This window comes from Oerskovia sp. Root22, from assembly GCF_001429135.1.
Lineage (GTDB): Bacteria > Actinomycetota > Actinomycetes > Actinomycetales > Cellulomonadaceae > Oerskovia > Oerskovia enterophila.
The window spans coordinates 123300-145671 of sequence record NZ_LMIL01000012.1 but is presented as its reverse complement, the minus strand read 5'-3'; the positions used below and the strand labels follow the sequence as shown (position 1 = coordinate 145671).

Genomic DNA, 22372 nt, shown 5'->3' with positions numbered 1-22372 from the left:
TCAGAGAGCGCCGCTCGCGGCCGTCTCGTCGACGCCGCCCGCGCCGTCGAACGTCAGGAGGCGGTCGGCGACCTTGTCGATGAAGTAGCGGTCGTGGCTCACGACGACCACAGCACCGGGGAAGTGCGCGAGCGCGCGCTCCATGACCTGTGCGCTCGTGAGGTCGAGGTGGTTGGTCGGCTCGTCGAGCACGATCACCGAGGCGCCCGACAGCAGGCACTGCGCGATCGCGACACGGGCGCGCTGCCCGCCCGAGAGCGTGCCGATCTTCTGCTTGAGCTCCATCTCGGAGAACTGCAGCATCGTCAGGAACCGGTTGACGTTCTTCTTGGTCGCGGAGTAGGCGAGCGTGCCCGGGGCCGCGCTGACGGCGTGCGCGACCGTGTCGTCCAGGTCGAGGTCGGCCACGACCTGGTTGTAGGAGACGAACGTCGAGTTCTTCTTCCAGGTGATCTGCCCGGCGTCGGGCGGGACGACCTCGGTGAGCACGTCGAGGAGCGTCGACTTGCCGGACCCGTTCGCCCCGACGACGGCCACGCGGTCGCCCCGGTGCAGCGCGAACGTCAGGTCGCTGAACAACGGGTCACCGCCGAACCCCTTGGTGAGGCCCTCGACCTCGACCAGGCGCTCGCTCACGTGGAGGTCCGCGTAGATCGTGGTGATGATCTGGTCGACCGGGCGAGGGGCCTGGCGCTTCTTGATGTCGGCGAGCTTGCGCTTGAGCCCGCGGCTCTTGTCCTTCGCGGCCTGCTTGCGGGCGTCGCTGGCCTCGACCTCGTACGCGAGCAGCTCCTCCTCGTGCGCGAACTGGCGCTCGATGGTCTTGAGGCGCGACTGCTTGGCGTGCACGTAGTCGGAGTACCCGCCCTCGTACTCGTGCAGGCGGCGGTTCTCGATCTCGACGATCCGGTTGACGGCCCCGTCGAGGAACTGACGGTCGTGCGAGACCACGAGCACCGCGCCCGGGTAGGTCTGGAGCCAGTTCTCGATCCAGCGCACGCCGTCGAGGTCGAGGAAGTTGGTGGGCTCGTCGAGCAGCAGCACGTCGGGACGCTGCACGAGGATCCTTGCGAGCGCCGCGCGGTTGCGCCAACCGCCCGAGAGCTGGTCGACGGGCAGGTCGCGGCGCTCGGCGTCGAACCCGAGGCGCGTGAGGACCGTGTCGATCGTGTTCTCGTACGACCACCCGTCGATCGCGTCCATGCGCTCGAACAGGTCGGCCTGCTCGGTCAGGAGCCGCGTCATCTCGTCGCCGCCGTCGTCCATGAGGTCGGGCTCGGCGATCCGCTCGCCGATCGCGTCGAGGCGCTCCTGCGTCGCGTGGACGTCGGCGAACAACGCGCTGAGCTCCTCGGCCGCGCTGCGGTGGCCCGCGAGCTCCGAGAACTGCGAGAAGTACCCGATCGTGACCCCGAGGTTGACGTCGACCGTCCCGGCCGTGGGCTCCTTGCGCCCCAGGATGAGCTCGAGGAACGTCGTCTTGCCCGTGCCGTTGCGGCCCACGAGCCCGACGCGCTCGCCCTCGCGGAGCTTGAGGTAGGCGTCGCGCAGCACGACCTTGTCGTCGAACTGCATGCTCACGGCGTTCAGGCGGATCAGGCTCACAGGGGTCCTCTCGGGCTCCGTGCCGCACGTCGGCACGACCCCGAACACTACGCGGGCGGGCTGTCCGCACCCTTGCGGGCTGCCGTACGGCAACCGTTCGTCGCACGTGACCTACCGCTCGTCGCACACCTCGACCGCCCGTCGACGTGACGTGGATCACGGGCCTGCGGTGTCCCTAGCCTTTCCCGGTCGGACGCAACGACGCGACCTGAGGGAGAGAGAACCGATGACCACAGACATCCGATCGACCGCGGAGGCCGCCCCGGACGACGGGCTCTCGCCCGACCCGACCCTTCCGCCCACCGCGGTCCCCGAGTCCGCCCTCGCGCCCCGCTGGAGCTGGCAGAAGGTCGCGCTGTGGACCGGGATCGCGCTGCTCGGGGGCGTGGCCTGGGTCATGCTCGCGCTCGTGCGCGGCGAGACCGTCAACGCCATCTGGTTCGTGTTCGCCGCGGTGTGCAGCTACCTCATCGGCTACCGCTTCTACTCGAAGGTCATCGAGCGGTACATCACGCGCCCCGACGACCGCCGTGCGACGCCCGCCGAGGTGCGCTCGGACGGCAAGGACTACGTCCCGACCGACCGCCGGGTGCTGTTCGGGCACCACTTCGCGGCGATCGCGGGCGCCGGCCCGCTCGTGGGCCCGGTCCTGGCGGCGCAGATGGGCTACCTGCCCGGCACGGTCTGGATCATCGTCGGCGTCATCTTCGCGGGGGCCGTGCAGGACTACGTCGTCCTGTTCTTCTCGATGCGTCGCGGCGGGCGCACGATCGGTCAGATGGCCCGCCAGGAGCTCGGGCGCATCGGTGGCACGGCCGCGATCGTCGCGTCGCTGCTCATCATGCTGATCATCGTCGCGATCCTCGCGCTTGTGGTCGTGAACTCCCTGGGCGAGAGCCCCTGGGGCGTCTTCAGCGTCGCGATGACCATCCCGATCGCCCTGTTCATGGGCGTCTACCTGCGCTACCTGCGCCCCGGGCGCATCACCGAGGTCTCGATCATCGGCTTCGTGCTCCTCATGGCAGCGATCGTGGGCGGCGGCTGGGTCGCGAACACCCCGTGGGGCGCGGACCTGTTCCACCTCGACCGCACGACCATCGCGATCGGCATCATCATCTACGGCTTCATCGCCGCGGTCCTGCCCGTGTGGCTGCTCCTGGCACCGCGCGACTACCTGTCGACCTTCATGAAGGTCGGCGTGATCGTGATGCTCGCGGGTGCGATCGTGATCGTGCGCCCCGAGATCTCGGTCCCCGCGGTCAGCGAGTTCGCGAGCGGAGAGACCGGCCCGGTGTTCTCCGGGTCGCTCTTCCCGTTCCTGTTCGTCACGATCGCGTGCGGCGCTCTCTCCGGCTTCCACGCGCTCATCGCCTCGGGCACGACGCCCAAGCTGCTCGAGAAGGAGCGTCAGACGCGCTTCATCGGGTACGGCGGCATGCTCATGGAGTCGTTCGTCGCGATCATGGCGCTCGTCGCGGCGATCTCGCTCGACCGCGGCATCTACTTCGCCATGAACGCCTCGGCCGCCGCGACGGGCGGGACCATCGAGGGCGCGGTCGCGTTCGTCAACTCGCTCGGCCTGGCCGGAGTGAACCTCACGCCCGACATGCTGTCCTCGACCGCGGCGGCCGTCGGCGAGGAGTCCATCGTGTCCCGCACGGGTGGCGCCCCGACCCTGGCGCTGGGCCTGGCGCACATCATGCAGCAGCTGTTCGGCGGCGCCTCGATGATGGGCTTCTGGTACCACTTCGCGATCATGTTCGAGGCGCTGTTCATCCTCACGGCCGTCGACGCCGGGACGCGCGTCGCGCGCTTCATGCTCCAGGACTCGCTCGGCAACGTCGTGCCCAGGTTCCGTGACGTGTCGTGGCGCCCCGGCGTGTGGTTCTGCACCCTGGTCATGGTCGCGGGGTGGGGGAGCATCCTCTACCTCGGCGTGACCGACCCCCTCGGCGGGATCAACACGTTCTTCCCGCTGTTCGGCATCGCCAACCAGCTCCTCGCGGCCATCGCGCTCGCGGTCGTCCTGGCGATCGTGGCCAAGCGCGGACGGTCGTACTTCCGCTGGCTCTGGATCGTCGCGCTGCCCCTCGCGTTCACCGCGGTCGTGACCATCACCGCGTCGTTCGAGAAGATCTTCTCGCCGGTCCCGGCGGTCGGCTACTGGGCCAACCACAACGCGTTCAAGGAGGCCCTGGCCGCGGGCGAGACCTCGTTCGGCACCGCGACCTCGGTCGAGGCCATGGAGGCGGTCGTGCGCAACACGTTCGTCCAGGGCACGCTGTCGATCATCTTCGTGGTCCTCGCGATCGTCGTGATGGTCGCGGCCCTCGTGACGACCGTCAAGGCGCTGCGTGCGGGCGGAGGGGAGAACCACGAGGACGAGCCCGTGGCCTCGCGCCGCTTCGCGCCCGCAGGGCTCCTGACGACCGCGACCGAGAAGGAGATCGAGGCCGAGTGGGCCCAGCTCCCGCCCGAGAAGCGGCCCGTGTCCTCGGGCGCGGGGCACTGACGTGGGGCCCGTGCGCGACGCGCTCGCCCGCGCGGCGAGGGGCGCGGCCTGGTACGTCCGCCAGCTCATGGGCGACGACGCGTACCGGGTGTACGTGGAGCACCGCCGCGCCGCGCACGGGCCCGACGTCCCCGTCCTGACCGAGCGCCAGTTCTGGCGCCAGCGCATGGACGACCAGGACCGCAACCCCGGCGCCCGCTGCTGCTGAGCCGAAGAGGACGGCGACGGTCGCCCTCTCGCCACGGCGAGGGGCACGACGGCGATATCGTCGGGAGGGCCGCCCACCTGCGGTGGTAGGCCCTCCCGGCCCGGCGTCACCGCCGTGCCCGCCCGTACCGGCCCTTGCCCCGCGACTTTCCGGAAGAGGATCTCGACATGTCCGGACCCGCGTTCACCGGTGCCGTCGTCGGCCTGGTCGTCGGCGTCCTCCTCACGGGCGCGCTGGTCCTCGCCTGGCGGCTGGCCCGCGGCACCCGCGAGCTCGGCAGCGACTCGGAGCGCGCGACGTTCCGCACCCTGCACCTCGCGTCGCGCGCCGCCACGCACCTGCGTGACGGCCTCGAGGGCGACGACGTCGGCCGAGCAGCGCGCCACCTGCGTGCGCTGCTGGGCTGCGACGCGCTCGCGGTCGTGACGGCGGACGGCGTCGTGGCCCTCGACGGCCCGGCCCACCTGCTGGCCGAGGCCGAGCGCGTGGGGGCGCGGACCGTCGAGACGGGCAGGCGACAGGTCTACGGGGGCCGCGAGCCGTCGTCGGGCACGCCCTCGCCGGACGGTCCGCTCGAGGCCGTGGGCGCCCCCGTGCTCGCCGGGGGAACCGTGGCCGGCGCCGTGGTCGCGTTCGCGGCGCGCGTGCGCCCGCCGCTCGTGCGCGCCACGGGCGAGGTCGCGCAGTGGTGCGCGGCCCAGCTCGAGCTCGGTGAGCTCGAGGCCTCGCGCACCGCGCTGGCCCAGGCCGAGCTGCGCGCCCTGCGCGCCCAGATCAGCCCGCACTTCATCTACAACTCGCTCGGCGCGATCGCCTCGTTCATCAGCACCGACCCGGAGCGGGCACGGGACCTGGTGCTCGACTTCGCCGACTTCACGCGCTACTCGTTCCGGGGGCGCGGCGACTTCACGACGCTCGCGGACGAGCTGCACAGCATCCACTCGTACGTCGAGCTCGAGCGCGCGAGGTTCGGCGACCGGCTCACCGTGACGCTCCAGATCGCGCCCGAGTCGCTCTCGACCGTCATCCCGTTCCTGAGCGTCCAGCCGCTCGTCGAGAACGCGGTCCGGCACGGCCTCGAACCGCGCGAGGCCGGGGGCACGATCGTCATCAGCGCGCGCGACGAGGGCACCCAGACGGAGATCACGGTCGAGGACGACGGCGTCGGGATGTCGCCCGAGACGCTGCGGGCCCTGCTCGCGTCGGGCTCGCGCGCGACCAACGTCGGGCTGCGCAACGTCGACACGCGCGTGCGCCAGCTCTACGGCGACCAGCACGCGCTCGAGATCGAGACGAACGAGGGCGCGGGTACCCTCGTGCGGATGCGCGTGCCCAAGTCCCAGCCCCAGCACGAGACCGAGGTGAGCAGGCCGTGAACGACGACGTCCCCGCGGCCGCCGGATTCGGCGAGCCGGCCGGGAGCCCGGGCGGCGTCCGTCGGCCAGACGGCGTCGACGTCCTCGTGGCCGACGACGAACGGCCCGTGCTCGACGAGCTGGTCCAGCTCCTGCGGCGCGACCCGCACGTGCGCTCGGTGCACGGCGTCGCCTCGGGGTCCGAGGCCCTGCGCTGGCTGTCCGAGCACCCCGTGCACGTCGCGTTCCTCGACATCCACATGCCCGGCCTCACGGGGCTCGACCTCGCCCGCGCGCTGTCGCGGTTCTCGGTGCGGCCCGCCGTGGTGTTCGTGACGGCCGACGAGGCCCGGGCCATCGAGGCCTTCGAGGTCGAGGCGGTCGACTACGTGCTCAAGCCCGTGCGGCGCGAACGCCTGGCTCGGGCGGTCGAGCGCGCTGTCGCGGGTCATGCGGCCGGGGGCCGCGCCCCGCTGCGGGACGCGGGCCGGACGGTGCCCGACGCCCGTGCCCCGGCCGACGAGACCATCGCCGTGACGGTCGGGACCACGACGCGCGTCGTGCTGCGCTCCGCGGTGCGGTGGGTCCAGGCGCAGGGCGACTACTCGCGCCTCGTGACGGACAGCGACAGCTACCTGGTCCGCGAGCCCCTCTCCGACCTCGAGGAACGCTGGGCGGCCGCGGGCTTCCTGCGCGTGCACCGCTCCTACCTCGTCGACCGCTCGGCCGTGACCGCGGTCCGCCTGGGCGGTGCGCACCCCGTCGTGGTCGTCGCGGGGCACGAGGTCCCCGTGAGCCGTCGCATGGCCCCGGCCGTGCGCGACGCGCTCCTCGGCCGTCCCGGAGGACGTCCGTGAGCACCGAGGAGCCCCCGCCGCGGGTCGTCGTCCGTTCGACGGACGAACCGGCCGCCGACCTGGCCGCCGCGACGCACCCGGGGGAGCGGGCGCCGTCGGGCAGCGTGACGCCCCTGGGCGCGGAGACCTCCGGGCCCGACGGCGGCAGCGAACCCGCGGCCGTGTACGCCCGCAGCCTCGCGCGGGCGCAGCTGCGGCTCGCGCTCGCGTGCGTCGTGTCGTTCCTGGCCGTCGTCGCGCTGCTCACGGTCACGATGAGCGCCGTGCCGACGCTGGGCGACGTGCACCTGCTGGGCGTGCCGCTCCCGTGGCTCCTGCACGCCTACGGGTTCTACCCGGTCATCGCGGCGTTCGCGCTCGTGTTCGCGCTCGCCGCCGCGCGCAACGAACGACGCTTCCGCGCCCTCGTGGAGGACGAGTGACCTCGGCGCTGCCGCTCGTCGCGGTCGGCCTGCTGCTGCTCGCGACCGGGCTCATCGGGTTCTACGGGCTGCGCATCTCGCGGACCACGAGCGACTTCTTCGTCGCCTCGCGCACCGTGCAGCCCGTGTGGAACGCGTCGGCCATCAGCGGCGAGTACCTGTCGGCCGGGACGTTCCTGGGCCTGTCCGGGCTCGTGCTGCTCTCCGGGGCCGAGGCGTTCTGGTTCCCCGTCGGGTACGCCGCGGGCTACCTGCTCGTGCTGCTGTTCGTGGCCGGGCCGCTGCGCCGCAGCGGGGCCTACACGATCCCCGACTTCGTCCAGGCACGCCTCGACTCGCTCGCCGCCCGGCGCGTCACGAGCGTCCTGGTGCTCGTCATCGGGTGGCTGTACGTCGTCCCGCAGCTCCATGGCGCCGCGCTCGTCATCACGACCGTGGCCCCCGTGCCGCCGTGGGTCGGGTCGGTCGGGGTCGCCGCGGTCGTGAGCGCCGTGGTCGCCGCGGGCGGCATGCGCTCGGTCACGTTCGTCCAGGCGTTCCAGTTCTGGGTCAAGCTCACGGCGCTCGCGATCCCCGTGGTCTTCCTGCTGGTCGTGCTCGGCGGGCAGGACCTGGCGCTCGACCCGGCCCAGGTCTTCCCGCCCGAGGCCGGGCCACGCTCCTACGACACGTACACGACCGTCTCGCTGCTGCTTGCGCTCCTGCTCGGCACGATCGGACTGCCGCACGTCCTCGTGCGCTTCTACACGAGCCCCGACGGGGTCTCGGCGCGCTGGACCACGGTCGTGGTGATCGTCATGATCAGCGTCTTCTACATGGTCTCGAGCACCATGGGGCTCGTTGCCCGGGTCGTCGCGCCCGACCTGGCCGAGCCCGGCGTCGCCGACACGGTGGCGCTCGTGCTGCCCGCGCGCCTCGTGCCCGGCCTGGGCGGCGAGCTGCTCTCGGCGCTCGTGATCGCCGGGGCGTTCGCGGCGTTCCTCGGGACGTCCTCGGGGCTCGTGGTCTCGCTCGCGGGGGTCGTGAGCCAGGACCTGTTCGGCGGCACGGTCCGCTCGTTCCGCTGGTCCGCGGTCGCGTGCACGATCGTCCCCCTCGCGTTCGCGCTCGTGACCATCCCGCAGGGGCTCGTCACGAGCGTCGGGACGGTGTTCGTGTTCGCGGCCTCGGCGCTGTCCCCGACGATCCTGCTGGGTGTGTGGTGGCGTCGGCTCACGGCGCGCGGCGCGATCGCGGGCATGGTCGTCGGGAGCGCGCTGTGCGCGGTCGCGCTCCTCGTGACCTCGGCGCTGGGGCCCGGCGACGGGCTCGCGCGCAGCCTCCTGGCCCAGCCCGCGGCCTGGACGATCCCGCTCGCGACCGCCACGACGGTCGTCGTGTCCCTGCGCGACCGGCGCGGGCCGCAGCCTCGCACCGACCGTTTCCTGCGGCGGCTGCACGTGCCGGAGCGGGCTCCCGACCGCTGAGTGCATGGTTCGGCTGCGACTCGCCGGGCGTGTCGCAGCCGAACCATGCACTCGACGTCGGGCGCCGGGCTAGGGCACGAGCCGGTGCAGGTCGCGCGGGAACAGCGTGACCTCCCGGACGTTCGCCGCCCCCGTCAGGCGAGCCGTCCAGCGCTCGAGGCCGATCGCGAACCCGCCGTGCGGCGGCATGCCGTGCTCGAACGCCTCGAGGTAGGTCGCGTACGCGGCCGGGTCCTCGCCACGGGCCGTGATCGCTGAGACATAGTCCGCGTGCCGGTGCAGCCGCTGCCCGCCCGTGACGAGCTCGAGACCGCGGAAGAGCAGGTCGAAGCTGTTGCTCCACCGCGCGTCGTCGGGCTGGGGGTGCGTGTAGAAGGGGCGCTTGGCCATCGGAAAGCCCTCGACGGCGAGGAAGTCGCTGCCGTGCTCGGCGAGCGCCCACCTCCCCAGGGCGCGTTCGTGCTCGGGGGCCAGGTCGGGCTCGTCCGCGGGCGCGCCGACCAGGGCCAGGGCCTCGGCGAAGTGGATCACCGGGATCTGGTCGGGCACGACCGGGACCTCGAACCCCTGGGCCGCGACCGCTCCTGCCGCGAGCTCGTGCACCCCCGCGACCATGCCCGCCAGGACGTCGCGCAGCACCCGCAGCACGTCGCGGTGGTCGTGCACGAACCCGAGCTCGACGTCGAGCGAGACGTACTCGGCGAGGTGGCGGACCGTGTCGTGCGGCTCGGCGCGGAAGACCGGCCCCACCTCGTACACGCGCTCGAACACCCCGACGAGCTGCTGCTTGTAGAGCTGGGGGCTCTGCGCCAGGAAGGCGGGACCGCCGAAGTAGTCGACCGCGAACACGTCCGCCCCCGACTCGGTCGCCGACGCGACGATCTTGGGAGAGTGGACCTCGGTGAACCCCTGCGCGTCGAGCACCTCCCGGAAGCCCCGCAGCGACGCGGCCGCGACCTCCCACCGGGCGCGCTGGGCGGGATGGCGCCACGCGACCGCCGCGTGGTCGAGCAGGGTCGGCAGCGCCACGTCGAGCGCAGGACGCCACAGCTCGACGGGAGGGGTCCTGGCCGGGTCGGTCAGGGGGACGACGGTCGGCGCGGTGACCTCGATCCCCCCAGGCGCCTGGGCGTTCGCCGTGGCGACCCCGGTCACCTCGACCACGGTCTCCTCGGGCGGCAGGTCTTGTCCGTCTCTCGCGCGCACGGCGACCTGGGCGAGGCCCGACCGGTCGCGCAGGACCAGGAAGGTGACCGCAGCGAGCTCGCGGCGGCGGTGCACCCAGCCGCGGAGCGTCACGGACGTGCCGGGCGGCACGGAGGAGAGGTCGGCGGCGAGGGTGCGGGAGCCGGGAAGCGCGACGGGTGGGGTGGGTGGTCTCATGGTTCCTCCAGCAGGCGAAGGCCCGGGAGGAGCGGGCGGGGGCTAGGTCGCTGTGCCACCACTCCTTCGCCGGGAGGTCCCGGCCTCTCGTCGGTACGCCGCACGCGCGGGGGGACGTCCGCCCGCGCTGCGAGAGCCGGGCCGAGGGTCGTCACGCCTCACGTCCACCGGTTCCGACCCTACCCACGGTGCATCCGTTCGTCGCGGGAATTCTCCGGGCGGACGTCGAGTGCATGGTTCGGCTGCGACTCGCCGGGCGTGTCGCAGCCGAACCATGCACCCAGCGTGCGCGGCACCTCCCGTTCACCCGCTCTCGCTACGGTCGCACCATGACCGCAGAGCCCGCCCAGCCCCCTCGGCCCGCCCCGCTCGCCCGGCGCCTGGGGCTGGCCGACAGCGTCGTGATCGGCGTCGGCTCGATGCTCGGCGCCGGAGTGTTCGCGGTCTTCGCCCCGGCGGCCGCCGCGGCCGGGTGGTGGCTCCTCGCGGGGCTCGCGCTCGCGGCCCTGGTCGCCTACGCGAACGCGACGTCCACGGCGCAGCTCGCGGCTCGCTACCCGACGTCGGGCGGGGCCTACGCGTACGGGCGTGAACGCCTGGGACCGTGGTGGGGGTTCGCCGCGGGGTGGTCGTTCGTCGTCGGGAAGACGGCCTCGTGCGCGGCCATGGCCTTGACCTTCGCGGCCTATGCCGCCCCCGGCGCGCAGCGACCCGTGGCCGCGCTCGTCGTCGTGGCGCTGGTCGCCGTCAACGCCCGGGGCGTGACCCGCACGGCCCAGGTGACGCGCCTCCTGGTCGCCGTGACGGCGCTCGTGCTGGTGCTCGTGGTCGTCGTCGCGTGGCAGGCCCCCGTCGCAGGGTCCGCGCCGGGGGCGGGAGCACCCCTGGGGGCGTACGGGGTGCTCCAGAGCGCGGGACTGCTGTTCTTCGCGTTCGCCGGGTACGCACGGATCGCGACGCTCGGTGAGGAGGTGCGGAACCCGCGGGTCACGATCCCGCGTGCGATCCAGCTCGCGCTCGGGATCGTGGTGGTCGTGTACGTGGTGGTCGGGGTCGGCGCGCTGCGGGCGCTCGGCGTGGACGGCCTCGCCGGCTCGACGGCGCCGCTCGCCGACGTCGTCGGCGCGGCCGGGTGGCCCGGCGGGGACCTGATCGTGCGGGTCGGCGCCGCCGCGGCCTGCGGGGGAGCGCTGCTGGGGCTCGTCGCCGGGGTGGGGCGGACGACGCTCGCGATGGCGCGGGAGGGCGACCTGCCGCGCCCGCTCGCGGTGGTGCACCCGGTCCACCGGGTGCCCGCGCGCGCCGAGGCCGTGCTGGGGGTCGTCCTCGTCGTCCTCGTCCTGGTCGCCGACCTCCGCACGGCCGTCGGGTTCTCGTCCTTCGCGGTGCTGACGTACTACGCGGTCGCCAACCTCGCGGCCCTCACGCAGGGGCCCGACGACCGTCGCCGGCCCCGCGTCCTCCAGGTCCTGGGACTCGTCGGGTGCGTGGTGCTCGCCGCCTCGCTCCCGCCGGCGTCCGTGCTCGCGGGTGGGGCGGTGCTCCTCGTGGGGCTGGCCGGACGAGCCGTCGTCCGGGCCGTCGCGGGGCGGACGCCCAGCCCATGAACCGGCTGCGACGCGTCCGGTCGCGACGTCCCAGCCCTCGCGCCAGGACGCCCGCGGGGTGACGATGGACGTATGTCCAGCGTCGGACCGGTCGTTGTCGGGTATGACGGGTCGCCCTCGGCGACCTCTGCGGTGCGCTGGGCTGCGCGCGAAGCCCGACGGCGCAGCGCCCACCTCGAGGTCGTCTTCGCCCGCGACGCGCACGACTCCCACCTGGAACCCTCGCTGCCGGGCGGAGGGGACGACGCGCAGTCCGGAGCCCGGGCGCTCGCGGACCGCGGCCGTGGCACGGCGCTCGAGGTCGAGCCGGACCTCGAGGTCGCGGCGACCGTCGAGTACACGACCCCTGCGGCGACCCTGGTCGGGGCGTCGCTCGACGCCTCGGTCGTGGTCGTCGGCTCCGGGGACCACGGGCGGGTGCGCGGCGAGCTCGGCGGCTCGGTGGCGCTCGCGGTCGCCGCGCACGCGCACTGCCCGGTCGTCGTGGTGCACGGCGACGTCGAGGCGTTGCGCGACGTGAACCTGCCCGTCGTGGTGGGGGTCGACGGGTCAGCGGCTTCGACCGACGCGCTGCTCCACGCGGCCGAGGTGGCCGTCGCGCGGCAGGCGTCCCTGCGAGTGGTGGTCGCGTGGTGGACGCGGGCCTCGGCTCATCTCGAGAGCTACGTCGCTGCGGAGTTCCCGCGCGAGCGTGCCGAGCAGGGCGCCGAGCGGCAGCTCGCCGCGGCGCTCGCGCAGGTGCGCGAGGCGTTCGAGGGCATCGAGGTCGAGGGACAGACGGTCGAGGCCTACCCGGCCCCCGCGCTGGTCAGGGCCTCGGAGGGGGCCGAGCGGCTCGTCGTGGGCTCACGCGGCAGGGGAGGGTTCGCGGCTCTCGTCCTGGGATCGGTGAGCCACGCGCTGGTGCGTGACGCGCACTGTCCCGTGACGATCGTGCGCTGAGCGCGACCGCCCTTCTCGAGTGATCCCGACCACATCTTCGGGTCCGAGGGTTTCACCCGGTCCAGATGTTTGGTTAGGCTCACCTCTGTGAGCCAGACCTTACCGGGAGCCGACGACGCCACGGCAGCCCAGGACCCCGCCCGACCGGCCCTCGCCGGTGCCGGGCTGAGCCTCGGGTACGACGGGAACGCCGTCGTGCACGACGCCTCGCTGCGACTGCTCCCCGGACAGGTCACCGCGCTGATCGGGCCCAACGGGAGCGGCAAGTCGACGCTCCTGCGCTCGCTCGCCCGGCTCCATAAGCCGCTCGCAGGCACCGTGAGCCTGCCCGACGTCCCCGACGCGCTCGCGCTGCACCCCAAGGACTTCGCGCGCCGCGTGACGCTGCTCTCGCAGAGCAGGCCCACGCCCAACGGCGTGAGCGTGCGCGACGTCGTCGGGTACGGGCGCCACCCGCACCGGGCACGCTTCCGCTCCACGGACCCCGACGGCGCCCGCGCGATCGCCTGGGCCATGGACGTCACGGGCGTCGCGGCCATGGCGGGACGCGGCGTCGACGAGCTGTCGGGCGGCGAGCTCCAGCGTGTGTGGCTCGCGACGTGCCTCGCGCAGGACACGGGCGTGCTGCTCCTCGACGAGCCCACGACCTACCTGGACCTGCGCTACCAGGTCGAGATCCTCGACCTGATGCGCGACCTCGCGGACGATCACGGCGTGGCCGTGGGCGTCGTGCTGCACGACCTCAACCAGGCGGCTGCGGTCGCCGACCACGTGGTCCTGCTCCAGCGCGGCGTCGTCCGCGCCGCGGGCGAGGCCGTGGACGTCCTGACGGCCGACGCCCTGAGCGAGACCTACGGCATCCGCATCGAGGTCACGCACGACCCGCTGACGGGCACGGTGCAGACCGCGCCCGTCGGGCGGCACACGACCCGCAGGCTCGTCGCCGTCCCCTGACGACCGAGCCGACGAACCCCGTGCCGCCGCGCACCCCCGCGCGGTGGCCCACCGAGCCCGACGCCGCCACGGCGCGGGCCGCACCTCAAGGACACAGGACCCCCATGCGAACGACCCTCCGGACCGGCCTGCCCGCCGTCCTGCTCGTGACAGCGCTCACCCTCACCGCGTGCGGCACCACGGAAGAGGCCGACGCCGGCTCGGCCGACGCGACCGCAGCCTCCGACGCGGGCCCTGTCACGTTCACCGACGAGCGCGGCGAGCAGACGCTCGACGCCCCGGCGACCGAGGTCGTCTCGCTCGAGTGGGGCCTCACCGAGAACCTGCTCGCGCTCGGCGTGGACGTGGTGGGTCAGGCCGACGTCGAGGGCTACAACACCTGGGACACCTCGGTGCCCCTCGACGCGTCGACCCCGGACGTCGGGATGCGCGGCGAGCCGAGCCTCGACGCGATCTCGGCGCTCGAGCCCCAGCTCATCGCCGTCACCACCGACACGCCCGACAACGTGATCGACCAGCTCGCGGACATCGCGCCCGTCGTGACGCTGCGCGGCTCGGACGGCACCGACCCGATCGGGTACATGCGCCAGACCGTCGAGACGCTCGCGACCGCGACGGGCACCGAGGACGAGGGCGCCGAGCTGCTCGCGGGCTTCGACACCAAGGTCGCCGAGGGCAAGAAGGCTCTCGACGAGGCCGGCGTCGCGGGCGCCTCGTACGTCATGGCCGACGGCTGGGTCAACAACGGCACCGTCTCGGTGCGCATGTACACGCCCGGCTCGTTCCTCGGCGCGATCGGCGCCGAGCTGGGCCTCGCGAACGCGTGGACCGGCGAGGGCGACCCCGACTACGGCCTCGCGCAGACCGACGTCGAGGGCCTGACCGCGCTGAGCGACGTCCAGTTCGTCTACGCCGCGAGCGACTCCGAGGCAGACCCGTTCGCGGACGGCCTCAAGGACAACGCGATCTGGCAGCAGCTCCCCTTCGTCGCGGCCGGTGACGTGCACCGCATCCCCGACGGCATCTGGATGTTCGGCGGCCCGGCCTCGGCGGGCGCCTACGTCGACGCGCTCGTCGCGGCACTGACCCAGTGAGCACGAGCGCCCCGGGGGAGCTCTCGACGGCCCGGAACGAGGTCCCGGACGACGCCTCGGGACTCCTGGCCCCGCCGGTTCCCCCGGGGCGCTCGCGCGTCCGGTTCCGCCTGACGGTCGCCTCGGCGTTCGTCGTCGCGATCCTCGTCGTCCTGGTGCTGGCCGCGATCCACCTCACGCAGGGGACGGCCGACGTCGGGCTCGGCGACCTGCTGAGGCTCGTCGTGGGCGGCGAGGCCGGCGACACGGACCGGACCGTCGCGGCCGTCCTGGTCGCCTCGCGACTGCCCCGCCTGCTCGCGGGCCTGCTCGTGGGCGTCTCGCTCGGTGCGGCCGGAGCCGCGCTGCAGTCCGTGGCGCGCAACCCGCTCGCCTCGCCCGACACGCTCGCGGTCAACGCGGGCGCCTACGTCGCGGTCGTGGGCGCGGCCGTGATCGGCGTGACGCTGCCGTTCTACCTCTCGGGGACCCTCGCGCTGGTCGGTGGCCTCGCGGCATCGGGCCTCGTGCTCGTCCTGGCCCGCGGTGGTGCCGCCGGGCCGACCCGGCTGATCCTCGCGGGCTCCGCGATCACCCTGGCCCTGCACTCCCTGACGACCGTGCTGCTCGTGCTGTTCCAGCAGGAGACCATGGGCCTCTTCGCGTGGGGGAGCGGTTCGATCGTCCAGTCCGGCACGTCGCAGGTCGCGCTCGCTGCCCCGCTCGTGGTCGTGGGCCTCGGCGGCCTGATCCTCGTGGCCCACCGCCTGGACCTCCTGGCGCTGGGGGACGACACCGCGACAGTCCTCGGGATCGACGTGCGTGCCACGCGCGTCGTGACGATCCTGCTCGCGGTCCTGCTGTCCGCGACGGCGGTCACGGTCGCGGGCCCGGTCGGGTTCGTCGGCCTGTGCGCCCCGGTGATCGTGCGCCTCGTGGCGCGCAAGGTGCCGGGGCTCAACCGGCACCGCGTGCTCATCCCCCTCTCGGGGATCGCGGGCGTGATCGTCATCCTGGGTGCCGACGTCCTGCTGCGGCTGGTGCTTCCCGGCACCTACGGTGTCGCGGTCCCGACGGGCGTCATCACGACCGTGTTCGGCGCCGCGACGCTCGTGTGGCTCGCGCGCCGCCTCAAGGACTCGGGCCCCGCCGCGGGGACCCGGGCCGCGCCCGTCCGGCCGCGCACCGCGCGTCGGACCCTGGTCGTGACGGCCGTCCTGGTCGCGCTCCTGGTCGCGGCCACGATCGCCGCGCTCCTGCTGGGCGACCGGCTCCTGCTCACGGGCGACGTCCTCAACTGGGCCGCCGACCGGGCGGGCAAGCAGGTCTCCTTCGTGCTCGACCAGCGCTTCCCGCGTGCGCTCGCGGCGATCCTCGCGGGTGCCGCCCTGGGGCTGGCGGGAACCGTGGTGCAGGCCGTGTGCCGCAACCCGCTGGCCGAACCGGGGCTGCTCGGCGTGACCGCGGGTGCGGGCCTGGGGGCCGTCGCGGTCGTCCTGCTCGTGCCCGGCGTCGGCATCATGGGCATGTCCGCGGCGGCCGTGGTCGGCGCGCTCGGGACGTTCGCGATCGTCTACCGCCTGGCCTACCGGGGCGGGCTGAGCTCGGACCGCCTCGTGCTCATCGGCATCGGCATGAGCGCGGGGGCCACGGCCCTGACGACGCTCGTGATCGTCGTGGTGGCGCCGTGGAACCTCAACCTCGCGCTCACCTGGCTGTCCGGGTCCACGTACGGGCGCACGCTCGAGCACGTGGTCCCCGTCGTGCTCGCGCTGCTCGTGGTCGTGCCCGTCGCGGTCCTCCACCGGCGCGAGATGGACGTCCTGGCGCTCGACGAGGACACCCCGCGGGTCCTGGGCCTGCGGCTCGACCGCACGCGCCTGCTGCTCCTGGGCGCGAGCGCGGTCCTGACCGCGGCGGCGGTCTGCGCGGTCGGCGTCGTGGGCTTCGTGGGGCTCGTCGCCCCGCATGCCGCGCGTGCCCTCGTCGGTTCCCGCAACGGTCGCGTCATCCCGGTCTCGATGCTGCTCGGGGCCGTCCTCGTGAGCGTCGCCGACACCGTGGGACGCACGGTCATCGCGCCTGCCCAGATCCCCGCGGGCCTGACGACCGCGCTCATCGGTGCGCCGTACTTCGTGTGGCTCCTGTGGCGCGGCCGAGGCCGCGAGGCGTGAGAGTGATCCCGGCCACAGGTGCGGGTCCGGGGGTTCACCCGGGCCCGATGTTTGGTTAGGCTCGCCTACGTGAGCCAGACCAGTGTCGTGACCGAGCAGGAGATCTCCCCGTTCCGCATGTTCGACGTGCAGGTGCGACGGGTCGAGCGTCTGGCTCCCAGCTTCCTGCGCGTGACCTTCACGGGCCACGACCTGCACGAGTTCGCCGACAACGGCCTGGACCAGCGCATCAAGCTCGTCCTGCCCGCGGCCGACGGCGGCTACGAGCACCTCGACCGCACGGGCGAGTGGTACGCCGCCTGGCGTGCCCAGCCCGAGGAGCGTCGCAACCCGCTGCGCACCTACACCGTGCGCGCGGTGCGCCCCGAGCTCGCCGAGGTGGACGTCGACCTGGTCCTGCACGGCGACGCCGGCCCCGCGTCCCGGTGGGCGCTCGCGGCGCGCCCCGGCACCGAGGTCGTCCTGCTGGGCCCCAACGGGCTGTGGACGGGCGCGCACGGCGGGGTCGAGTTCTCGCGCCCCGTCCGCAGCCACGCGCTGCTCCTCGCGGGCGACGAGACCGCTGTCCCCGCGATCGCCTCGATCCTGGGGGCCCTGCCTGCGGACGAGGTCGGCGAGGTCTTCCTCGAGGTCCCGCATGCGGGCGACGTCCTGCCCGTCACGGCGCCCGCCGGCGTGAACGTCACCTGGCTCGCCCGCGAGGGGCGCGCCCACGGCGACCTGCTCGTCCCCGCGGTCCGTGAGGCGGCAGACCGTCTGCTCGAGCGCAACGTGTGCGGGGCGACCCACTCGCTCACGTGCGCCGCGCGCGGGCTCGAGCGGCGCGCCGACGGGGCCGGCGACGTGGCCGAGCTCGAGGACGTCGACATCGACACCGGCATCCTCTGGGAGGTCCCCGTGGACGACGACGGCGCGCCCCTCGTCGCGTGCGCCGAGCTCTACGCGTGGCTCGCGGGCGAGGCGTCGGTCATCAAGACGCTGCGGCGCTACCTCGTGTCCGAGCGCGGTGTGGACCGCCGGTCGGTCGCGTTCATGGGCTACTGGCGAGAGGGCCGCGCCGAGGGCTGAGGCTCGAGGGTGCCGCGCCGCCGGGCCGAGCGCCCGCACCCCCTCGCCGCGGGAACCCGCGTCCTCGCTCACCCCACCGGCACGCCCAGCCCCTCGACCAGCTCGATCCCGGGCAGCAGTGCGAGCAGCGCGCCCGGCAGCAGCAGCTTGGAGCGGCGCAGCCCGCTGCCGATCAGCGCGGGTTCGCCGTCCGTGGCGACGGCCGCGTCGAGCAGCACGCGCCACCCGTCGGGGAGCCCGATCGGGGTGATCCCGCCGTGCTCCATGCCGGACTCGGCGACCGCGCGGTCCATGGGCAGGAACGACGCCTTGCGCACGTCGAGCAGCGACCGCACGCGCGTGTTCACGTCGGCCCGGGTCGTGGCTCGCACGACCGCCGCGGCGATCCTCTCGTCGCCCCCGCGTCGCCCGGCGACCAGGACGCAGTTCGCGGAGGCCGCCGGGGGAAGGTCGTGGGCGGCGTTGAGCGTCGCGGTGTCGGCGAGGTCCGGGTCGATCTCGACGACCGCGACCTGCTCGGCGACGCGCGGGTCCTGCTCGGCCCACCGGGCGAGCGCCGCGGCGACCGAGGGGGCGAGGAGCTCGGGCCGGCTCGTCGCCGGGACCCAGTCGAGGTCGCCGAGCGTCGGGAGGGCGAGCGGGCCGCTCGTGGGGCGGCTCATGCGTCGACCAGGACCTGGTAGGTCGGCGTGATGGTCGCGCGCCCGATCGTGTGGAACACGGCGTTCATGGCGACCGCGGTCGCGGTCGTCGAGGGGGTGACGTCGAGCGTCTCGACGTCCAGCGCGTGCACCGCGAACACGTACCGGTGCGGTCTGTCGCCGCGCGGGGGTGCGGCACCCAGGTAGCCCGGCCCTCCGCCGTCGTGCCGGGTCTGCACGGCTCCCGGCGGGAGGTAGCCGCCGCCGGGGGACCCCGCGCCCTGCGCGAGGGTCACGGTGGGCACGGGCACGTTGACGACGGTCCAGTGCCAGTAGCCCGCCGGGGTCGGCGCGTCCATGTCGAAGCAGCTCACGAGGAACGAGCGGGTGGCCGCGGGGAAGTGGTTCCAGGAGAGCTCGGGCGACCGGTTGTCGCCGTCGGCCGCGTGCGTGCGCGCCATGGGCTCGCCGTCGACGACGTCGTCGCTCGTGACCGTGAAGCGCGGCACCTGGGGCAGGAGCGAGTAGGGGTCGGGGGCGAGGGGGCGGTCGGCGAGGTTCATCGTCCCATCGTGCCCGGTGGGACGGCGAGGAGCCAGGGGTGGTGGGGTCGGCACGGGCGGGCGCCGGCCGGTGATGCGTCCCACTTGTCCTCCCCAGGAAACCACACGTTGCAGGTTTGTGCGCGTTTAGGCCCCGCTATTGACAAACTCCGTCATCACCCGCAAATCTGAGGACTGCCCGGGCGATCCTCGGGCCACGCAGTGAGTGCCACAGATGCCATGTCACGAGCGTCGATCGCCACCGGTCCCGGCAGACCCCCGGGCGCATCGCCGACCAGAGAGAAGGTCGCCATGCACGCAGTTCCACCACCCGTGAGCCCCGCCAGGGGGCTCCTGCCCGGACGCGGGCCGTCCGTTGCCCGACGGCGGACGGTCGCCTCGGCCACCGCCCTCGCCCTCGCGCTCGGCACGGCTGCCGGGAGCGTCGCCCTGACGGCTCCCGCCGCGGCCGACGCCACCAACGCCAAGCCCGCGGTCGTCCCCACGCTCAAGGAGTGGACGGGAGGCAGCGGCTCGTTCGATCTCGACGCCTCGACCCGGATCGTCGTCCCCGCCGCGCTCGAGGAGATGGGCCGGCAGGTCGCGACGGACATCGCCGAGCTCACCGCCCGCACCGTCCCCGTCGCCCTGGACGCGGCGCCGGACGACGGTGACATCGTCCTCGTCGTCGATCCCGGGCTCGTCCATGCCGCGGGCGGCGAGCGCTTCGCCGAGGAGGGGTACGTCCTCGACGTCGACCCCGAGCGTCTCACCGTGACCGCACCGACCGAGCAGGGCGCCTTCTACGGGACCCGGAGCTTCCTGCAGGTGCTCGTCCAGAGCCCGGGTCGCGGCAGCGTGCCCGTCGGGGAGTCGGTCGACTGGCCGGACTACGCCTCGCGCGGGTTCATGCTCGACGTGGGGCGGCGCTTCTTCACGCCCGAGTTCGTCCGCGACTACATCTCGATGATGAGCTGGTTCAAGCTCAACGAGTTCCAGATCCACCTCATGGACAACGAGATCAGCCCGGCGGGCGGCAACTGGGCCAACGCCCAGGCGGGCTTCCGGCTCGAGTCGGACAACCCCGCGTTCGCGGGCCTCGCGTCGACCGACGGCGCCTACGACCGCGCGGACTGGCAGTCTTTCGAGGACACCGCGGCGGCTCACGCGGTGACGATCATCCCCGAGATCGAGGGGCCGGCCCATGCGCGCTCGGTCGTCCGGTGGAAGCCCGAGCTCGGGACGAACGGCGGCAACTCCGACCACCTGGACCTGAGCAAGCCCGAGGCGACGGCCGTCATGAAGTCGATCTTCACCGAGTTCGCACCGTGGTTCGAGGGACCCGACGTGCACATGGGCGTCGACGAGTACTACGCGTCGCCCGCGCTCTTCCGGGACTACTTCAACACCATGGCTGCCCACGTCCGCAGCCTCGGCAAGCATCCGCGCGCGTGGGGCAGCTTCACCCAGATGCACGGCAACGCGAACGGGTACGACCGTGACGTCACGATCAACTCCTGGAACGGCGGCTGGTACTCGATCGAGTCGGCGTACGCCGACGGCTACCGGTTCCTCAACACCGACGACTCGACGCTGTACGTCGTCCCGTTCGCGAGCTATTACCACGGCAACGGGCTGAACAACCAGTGGCTCTACTCGTCCTGGGCGCCCAACAAGACCGGGAACAAGACCGTGCCCGAGGGGGCCGCGGAGGGAGCCATGTTCGCGGTCTGGAACGACCTCGTGCACGCCGACTACTCGCAGCAGGACGTGCACGGCCTGGTCGAGCTGTCCTTCCCGACGATCGCGCAGAAGACCTGGGACGGTGCGACGCCCGAGCTCACGTTCGCGCAGTTCTCTGCCCTCACCCGCACCCTGGGCCTGGGTCCCGGCATCGAGGTGGTCGACTTCACGCGGGGCGGCCAGCTCGCGGGCGAGCTGAGCCACGGTGCGACCGTGACGGCCTCGTCCTCGGACGAGGGCAATGGTCCCGAGCACCTCACGGACGGCCAGACGACCACGCGCTGGAGCACCCGGTCGACCGAGCCTGCCTCGCTCACCGTGGACCTGGGGTCGGTGCAGACGGTCGGCGCCGTGGAGGTCGACTGGACCGCGGCGGCAGCGGCGAGCTACACGGTCGAGGTCTCGGTCGACGGGTCGACCTGGACGCGGGCGTCCCGGCACCGCAACGCGACCGGGGCGGGGGTGGACCGGGCGACGTTCTCCGCCCAGGAGGCCCGGTACGTCCGGCTGAGCGCGGTCGTCGGCGGTCCTGACGGGGTCGGTGCGTGGCGGCTGAGCGTCCTCGGCCGTCCGGACCTTGCCCTGGGTGCCGTCGCGACGGCCTCGGGCGTCGAGGCGGGGACGACCATGACGGCGGCCAACGTCGTCGACGGTGACCCCTCGACGCGCTGGTCGGCCGACTACGGCGCACAGCCGTGGGTCCAGGTCGACCTCGGCGCGGCCCGCACGGTCGACGAGATCACGCTGCGCTGGGAGGCCGCGTCCGCGACGGCCTACCGTGTCGAGGTGTCGCAGGACGGCGCGTCCTGGTCGCCTCTGGTGACCAGGACCGGGCTCGCAGGTGGTGCGCGCACCGACGTCCTGACCGTCGCGGCGACCACCGCGCGGTACGTCAGGGTGACGACGACGACCAAGAGCCTCAGCCCGTACCTGTCGCTCTACGACCTCGAGGTGCGGGGGGCGGCGCCTGCCGAGGAGGCACAGGTCACCGCCACCGCGACCGTGCGGTGCGTGGCAGGGCGGGCCCAGGTCTCGGTCGACGTCGTCAACGACGACGTGGTGCCCGTCGACCTCGTGGTCACGACGCCGTACGGCAGCCGGAGCTTCTCCGCGCTCTCGCCCGAGAAGCGGGCGCACGTGGCGTTCAGCACGCGTGCCGTGGGTGTCGAGGGCGGCACGGCCGTCGTCGACGTCGCCCCGGCGGGCTCGCCCGAGCAGGCGGGCTCCGTCGAGGTCCCGTTCACCGGTGCCGCCTGCGGCTGACGCCTGCCGAGCACGACGACCGAGGGGTCCGGCCCGCACGGGCCGGACCCCTCGGTCGTCGTGCCGTCCGCCCAGGTCCGCCGAGAGCCGCCGGGCGGGCTCAGAGGACACGAGGGTGCCGTCGGTGCGACGTCTGCCACCATGTGCGGGTGCACAAGCGACGCAAGGGGACGACGCAGAGCGTCGTCCTGATCATCCTGGCGGTCATCGCCCCCATCGTGCTGATGAGTCAGCGGCGAGGAAGGGGGTACTTCATCCACGACACCACGATCGCCGTGGAGCTGTTCGGTGCCCTGGCCCTCGTGGCAGCGCTCGGCATCGCGATCACGGTGCGCCGTGGGGGACCGCTCTCGGGGGAGCGGGCCGCGTTCGTCCTCCTGGGGCTGTTCACGGGGGTGGGGGTCGCGCTCGGGACCTGGCGGACGTTCTTCGACGAGGGGCCGACCGTGCTCACGGTCCTGGGGGTCCTCGCCGGCCTCGTCGCGGTCGGGGTCTATGCGATGCTCGCGATCCGGGCCCTTCCGCGCCCCGAGTGACGTCGGTCGTCGTTCTCTCGA

Annotated in this window: 18 protein-coding genes; 14 read left to right on the top strand and 4 right to left on the bottom strand. The window is 73.4% G+C overall.

Annotation, left to right across the window (positions count from 1 at the left end; translation table 11 throughout):
* Positions 1 to 1605 carry an ABC-F family ATP-binding cassette domain-containing protein gene (locus tag ASE15_RS18425; protein WP_056764961.1) on the bottom strand — a complete coding sequence of 535 codons (1605 nt, stop codon included), beginning with the start codon at positions 1603 to 1605 and terminating at the stop codon, positions 1 to 3.
* A gap of 226 nt (positions 1606 to 1831) precedes the next feature.
* Between ASE15_RS18425 and ASE15_RS18420 the strand changes: the two genes are divergently transcribed.
* The 6 genes from ASE15_RS18420 to ASE15_RS18395 all read left to right on the top strand — a co-directional run bounded on the left by ASE15_RS18420 (position 1832) and on the right by ASE15_RS18395 (position 8425).
* Positions 1832 to 4117, top strand: coding sequence for a carbon starvation CstA family protein (locus ASE15_RS18420; RefSeq protein WP_056647058.1), 2286 nt, complete (start codon positions 1832 to 1834; stop codon positions 4115 to 4117).
* A gap of 10 nt (positions 4118 to 4127) precedes the next feature.
* Positions 4128 to 4325, top strand: coding sequence for a YbdD/YjiX family protein (locus ASE15_RS18415; RefSeq protein WP_369800645.1), 198 nt, complete (start codon positions 4128 to 4130; stop codon positions 4323 to 4325).
* Positions 4326 to 4492: 167 nt separating this feature from the next.
* Positions 4493 to 5701 carry a sensor histidine kinase gene (locus ASE15_RS18410; RefSeq protein WP_056764957.1) on the top strand — a complete coding sequence of 403 codons (1209 nt, stop codon included), beginning with the start codon at positions 4493 to 4495 and terminating at the stop codon, positions 5699 to 5701.
* Positions 5702 to 5787: 86 nt separating this feature from the next.
* Entirely contained in the window at positions 5788 to 6537 is a 750-nt protein-coding gene (locus tag ASE15_RS18405) for a LytTR family DNA-binding domain-containing protein (protein ID WP_056765037.1), read from the top strand.
* Positions 6534 to 6959, top strand: a complete 426-nt coding sequence (locus ASE15_RS18400; protein WP_157257390.1) for a heavy metal transporter — start codon at positions 6534 to 6536, stop codon at positions 6957 to 6959. Before ASE15_RS18405 ends, ASE15_RS18400 begins: the two co-directional genes overlap by 4 nt.
* Positions 6956 to 8425, top strand: a complete 1470-nt coding sequence (locus tag ASE15_RS18395; RefSeq protein WP_056764954.1) for a cation acetate symporter — start codon at positions 6956 to 6958, stop codon at positions 8423 to 8425. The genes ASE15_RS18400 and ASE15_RS18395 overlap by 4 nt, the downstream gene beginning before the upstream one ends.
* A gap of 69 nt (positions 8426 to 8494) precedes the next feature.
* Here the strand turns inward: ASE15_RS18395 and aspS are convergent, their stop codons facing one another.
* A complete protein-coding gene (gene aspS, locus ASE15_RS18390; protein WP_056764951.1) occupies positions 8495 to 9808 on the bottom strand; it encodes an aspartate--tRNA(Asn) ligase in 1314 nt (437 codons plus the stop codon).
* 329 nt (positions 9809 to 10137) lie between these two features.
* On the opposite strand from aspS, the gene ASE15_RS18385 reads away from it, so the two are divergent.
* The 6 genes from ASE15_RS18385 (at position 10138) to ASE15_RS18360 (ending at position 17626) form a co-directional block, all read left to right on the top strand.
* On the top strand, positions 10138 to 11415 hold the full coding sequence (locus tag ASE15_RS18385) for an APC family permease (protein ID WP_056764948.1): 1278 nt from the start codon (positions 10138 to 10140) through the stop codon (positions 11413 to 11415).
* Between the two features lie 72 nt (positions 11416 to 11487).
* Positions 11488 to 12357: a universal stress protein gene (locus ASE15_RS18380; RefSeq protein ID WP_056764945.1), complete on the top strand. Its 870-nt coding sequence runs from the start codon at positions 11488 to 11490 to the stop codon at positions 12355 to 12357.
* Positions 12358 to 12444: 87 nt separating this feature from the next.
* Positions 12445 to 13311, top strand: a complete 867-nt coding sequence (locus ASE15_RS18375; protein ID WP_082608569.1) for an ABC transporter ATP-binding protein — start codon at positions 12445 to 12447, stop codon at positions 13309 to 13311.
* A gap of 104 nt (positions 13312 to 13415) precedes the next feature.
* Positions 13416 to 14405: an ABC transporter substrate-binding protein gene (locus tag ASE15_RS18370; RefSeq protein WP_056647031.1), complete on the top strand. Its 990-nt coding sequence runs from the start codon at positions 13416 to 13418 to the stop codon at positions 14403 to 14405.
* The gene (locus ASE15_RS18365; RefSeq protein ID WP_082618591.1) at positions 14402 to 16558 is read left to right on the top strand and encodes an iron ABC transporter permease; all 2157 of its coding nucleotides are present in this window, start codon (positions 14402 to 14404) and stop codon (positions 16556 to 16558) included. The genes ASE15_RS18370 and ASE15_RS18365 overlap by 4 nt, the downstream gene beginning before the upstream one ends.
* A 117-nt stretch (positions 16559 to 16675) precedes the next feature.
* Complete coding sequence (locus tag ASE15_RS18360; RefSeq protein WP_056647297.1) at positions 16676 to 17626, top strand: siderophore-interacting protein; 951 nt, start codon at positions 16676 to 16678, stop codon at positions 17624 to 17626.
* 68 nt (positions 17627 to 17694) lie between these two features.
* Here ASE15_RS18360 and ASE15_RS18355 read toward each other — a convergent pair whose 3' ends face one another.
* Positions 17695 to 18288: a YbaK/EbsC family protein gene (locus ASE15_RS18355; RefSeq protein ID WP_056764941.1), complete on the bottom strand. Its 594-nt coding sequence runs from the start codon at positions 18286 to 18288 to the stop codon at positions 17695 to 17697.
* Positions 18285 to 18830 carry a YbhB/YbcL family Raf kinase inhibitor-like protein gene (locus ASE15_RS18350; RefSeq protein ID WP_056647025.1) on the bottom strand — a complete coding sequence of 182 codons (546 nt, stop codon included), beginning with the start codon at positions 18828 to 18830 and terminating at the stop codon, positions 18285 to 18287. The genes ASE15_RS18355 and ASE15_RS18350 overlap by 4 nt, the downstream gene beginning before the upstream one ends.
* Positions 18831 to 19121: 291 nt before the next feature.
* Here ASE15_RS18350 and ASE15_RS18345 point away from each other — a divergent pair, with 291 nt between their 5' ends.
* Positions 19122 to 21815, top strand: a complete 2694-nt coding sequence (locus ASE15_RS18345) for a discoidin domain-containing protein (RefSeq protein ID WP_162259153.1) — start codon at positions 19122 to 19124, stop codon at positions 21813 to 21815.
* 149 nt (positions 21816 to 21964) lie between these two features.
* On the top strand, positions 21965 to 22351 hold the full coding sequence (locus tag ASE15_RS18340) for a hypothetical protein (protein ID WP_157277279.1): 387 nt from the start codon (positions 21965 to 21967) through the stop codon (positions 22349 to 22351).
* Positions 22352 to 22372 lie beyond the last annotated feature (21 nt).

Bases quoted from the DNA above. Each gene is read 5' to 3' on its own strand.
- ASE15_RS18420 (WP_056647058.1), top strand. From the start codon at position 1,832: ATGACCACAGACATCCGATCGACCGCGGAGGCCGCCCCGGACGACGGG.
- ASE15_RS18410 (WP_056764957.1), top strand. From the start codon at position 4,493: ATGTCCGGACCCGCGTTCACCGGTGCCGTCGTCGGCCTGGTCGTCGGC.
- aspS (WP_056764951.1), bottom strand. From the start codon at position 9,808: ATGAGACCACCCACCCCACCCGTCGCGCTTCCCGGCTCCCGCACCCTC.
- ASE15_RS18385 (WP_056764948.1), top strand. From the start codon at position 10,138: ATGACCGCAGAGCCCGCCCAGCCCCCTCGGCCCGCCCCGCTCGCCCGG.
- ASE15_RS18380 (WP_056764945.1), top strand. From the start codon at position 11,488: ATGTCCAGCGTCGGACCGGTCGTTGTCGGGTATGACGGGTCGCCCTCG.
- ASE15_RS18370 (WP_056647031.1), top strand. From the start codon at position 13,416: ATGCGAACGACCCTCCGGACCGGCCTGCCCGCCGTCCTGCTCGTGACA.
- ASE15_RS18360 (WP_056647297.1), top strand. From the start codon at position 16,676: ATGTTCGACGTGCAGGTGCGACGGGTCGAGCGTCTGGCTCCCAGCTTC.
- ASE15_RS18355 (WP_056764941.1), bottom strand. From the start codon at position 18,288: ATGAGCCGCCCCACGAGCGGCCCGCTCGCCCTCCCGACGCTCGGCGAC.
- ASE15_RS18350 (WP_056647025.1), bottom strand. From the start codon at position 18,830: ATGAACCTCGCCGACCGCCCCCTCGCCCCCGACCCCTACTCGCTCCTG.
- ASE15_RS18345 (WP_162259153.1), top strand. From the start codon at position 19,122: ATGCACGCAGTTCCACCACCCGTGAGCCCCGCCAGGGGGCTCCTGCCC.